Source organism: Variovorax sp. 20P10.2.4 (assembly GCF_058244205.1).
The window spans coordinates 1-2,803 of the sequence record NZ_JBZAYE010000817.1 but is presented as its reverse complement, the minus strand read 5'-3'; the positions used below and the strand labels follow the sequence as shown (position 1 = coordinate 2,803).

The window sequence follows — 2,803 nt, the reverse complement described above, 5'->3', positions numbered from 1 at the left end:
GGCGAGGGCAACACCCGCGCCGCGGTCGACGGCAGCGTGATGGGCGGCGGGGTGATCCGCGAGTCGGTCACCACGGTCGTGATGCCGGCGCCCGCGCCCTATCCGGTGGCGCCGCCCGCTCCGCTGATGCGCGCGCCCGAGCCCGTGATGGTGCCGCCGGCCGCCTATCCGGCCGCGCCGATGCCGTATCCGGCACCGCAGCCGATCCGCTGATCGCCATCGGCATCCGCCACGAGGCGCCCTTCGGGGCGCTTTTTCATGCGAAAAACCGCCGCGAAGCCCCGAAATCCGGGTGTTTTCCCTCTTGGCGAGGTTCTGCAGGACTGCAATTCGATGCCCCGCAATGTCACAGAATTGTCATAAAAGCCTTGGGGGCTGCTAGCTATAGTTCTCGGCTCCTGCCTTACCGAGAAACTTTTCACCCATGAATGCCATCAAGGTCGCTCGCCGATTCATCGAAACGGACCCGGCCAACGAATCGGCCAAGATCCTCGCCCAGCTCGTGCTGGCCCTCGAATCCGAACACAGCTTCGAACTCGTCACGCTCTACAGCCTCGACTACAAGAGCTTCCAGCTGGCGATGGACATCCTCAAGGAATGGCGCCTCGACCGCTACTACGCCAGCAAGTCCAAGCTGTTCGATCTGTCGCTGCAAGTCACCGAGCTCGACAAGAGCAGCAGCAGCAACTGAGATTCGACGGTTCCGCGCCTTTTCGTTTTCCGTTTCCCTCCCTCCCGCTCCCCGCTTCTCTCCTTCTCCCAGTTCCCCTCGCGTTCGACGCGACCGCTGCACCGTCGCAGCCGGCTGATCCGCTTCCCTCTCGCCTTTCGAACTCGCGCCGCGCGACGCGCCTGCTTTTGCGTGGGCGCGCGGCGGGAGCGCGCTCGCGTGGCGCTGGCATGCGCGCGTGTCGCGCCCGTGTCCCGGGATCGCCGATTGGGCCTTCAGCCTTCTAATTTTTGGAAGGCCAAGCGCTAGAACTAGCCCGGTTCATTACCGATCTCCCTGGAAAGACCCGCCGCAGCCCCTTCCAATATTGGCAAGCCGGCGTACGTGCCATTCCCGATCCCGCCCCGCCGATCCAGTCCTAGACTCCGACGCGGCAGGCGCACGCCCCGCATGACGGGCGCCCCGCGCCGTCCCTCATCAACCGGGTACTGGATCAAATGCAAGCAAAACACAGGATCGCCGTCATTCCCGGCGACGGCATCGGCGTCGAGGTGATGCCCGAGGGCCTTCGCGTGCTGGACGCCGTGGGCCGCCGCTTCGGCATCGATTTCTCGTTCGACCACTTCGACTGGGGCTCGGACCACTACGTGCGCACCGGCCTGATGATGCCGGCCGACTGGGACGACAAGATCCAGGGCCATGACGCGATCTACTTCGGCGCGGTGGGCGCGCCCGACAAGGTGCCCGACCACATCGCGGTGTGGGGCCTGTTGATCAAAATCCGCCGCGAGTTCGACCAGTACGTGAACCTGCGCCCGGTGCGCCTGATGCCCGGCGTGCCCGGCCCGCTGGCGCATCGCCAGCCCGGCGACATCGACTTCCTGGTGGTGCGCGAGAACACCGAGGGCGAATACACCTCGGTCGGCGGCCGCCTGTTCGAAGGCACGCCGCGCGAGATGGCGATCCAGGAAGCGGTGTTCACGCGCACGGGCGTGGACCGGATCATCGACTACGCGTTCCAGCTGGCGAGCCGCCGCAAGCGCAAGAACCTGGTGGCCGCGACCAAGTCGAACGGGATCTCGATCACGATGCCCTACTGGGACGAGCGCCTGGCCGAGATCGCGAAGCGCTACCCCGACGTGGCGACGAGCAAGTACCACATCGACATCCTGTGCGCGCACTTCGTGCAGCACCCCGACTGGTTCGACGTGGTGGTGGCCTCCAATCTGTTCGGCGACATCCTGTCGGACCTGGGCCCGGCCTGCACCGGCACCATCGGCATCGCACCCTCGGGCAACCTCAACCCCGAACGCAAGTTCCCCTCGCTGTTCGAACCCGTGCATGGCTCGGCCCCCGACATCGCGGGCAAGGGCATCGCCAACCCCATCGGCCAGATCTGGTCGGCCGCGCTGATGCTCGACCACCTCGGCGGCGACAACCCGGTCTACGCCGAAGCCTCGGCCGCCGTGCTCTCGGCGATCGAGACCGTGCTCAGCGAGGGTCCGCGCACCCGCGACATGGGGGGCACCGCCAACACCGTCGACGTGGGGCGTGCGATCGCCGAGTGCATCTCGGCATGAGGCTGTGCGCTGTCGCAGGCGGGTGGATTTCGGGGTGGCCTCACGCCGACGGGGTACTCCCCTCCGCGAATGTCCCCCGGCCTGCGGCCTCCTCCTTTATTTCGCTGCGGGGAGTACCCCATCGACGTGAGCCTGGACACAACCGTGGAACCGGCCGCACAACGACTGCGCTCCTCGTGCACAGGGCAGTGGGTGCTTCCCGCAGCGAAATAAAGGAGGAGCCGAAGGCGGGGGACATTCGCGGAGGGAAGTACCCGCTGTCCTGTGCACGCGCCCCGGACAAAAGCGCCTCGAACAGAAACAAACACGCAAAGCGATGAGCCTCTTCTTAATCAAGCGCCTTGCCACGCTGATCGGCACGCTGATCGGCGCCTCCATCATCGTCTTCCTCGTCCTGGAGATCCTGCCCGGCAACGCCGCGCAGATGCTCATGGGCCCGGACGCCGCCCCCGAAGCCGTCGCAGCCCTGGCCACCAAGCTCGGCCTCGACCAACCCGCCTGGACCCGCTACTGGCACTGGATCGCGGGCCTGCTCACCGGCGACCTCGGCGAC

Annotated in this window: 2 protein-coding genes and 2 pseudogenes; all 4 read left to right on the top strand. The window is 66.4% G+C overall.

Annotated features, from left to right (window positions below; all coding sequences use genetic code 11):
- Positions 1–213: pseudogene (locus AC27VN_RS38030) on the top strand (hypothetical protein); the annotation flags it as partial.
- Between the two features lie 211 nt (positions 214–424).
- The gene (locus tag AC27VN_RS38025; protein WP_431511680.1) at positions 425–691 is read left to right on the top strand and encodes a hypothetical protein; all 267 of its coding nucleotides are present in this window, start codon (positions 425–427) and stop codon (positions 689–691) included.
- Positions 692–1,167: 476 nt separating this feature from the next.
- On the top strand, positions 1,168–2,250 hold the full coding sequence (locus AC27VN_RS38020; RefSeq protein WP_093355354.1) for a tartrate dehydrogenase: 1,083 nt from the start codon (positions 1,168–1,170) through the stop codon (positions 2,248–2,250).
- A 316-nt stretch (positions 2,251–2,566) separates the two neighbouring features.
- Positions 2,567–2,803, top strand: a pseudogene (locus AC27VN_RS38015) (ABC transporter permease); the annotation flags it as partial.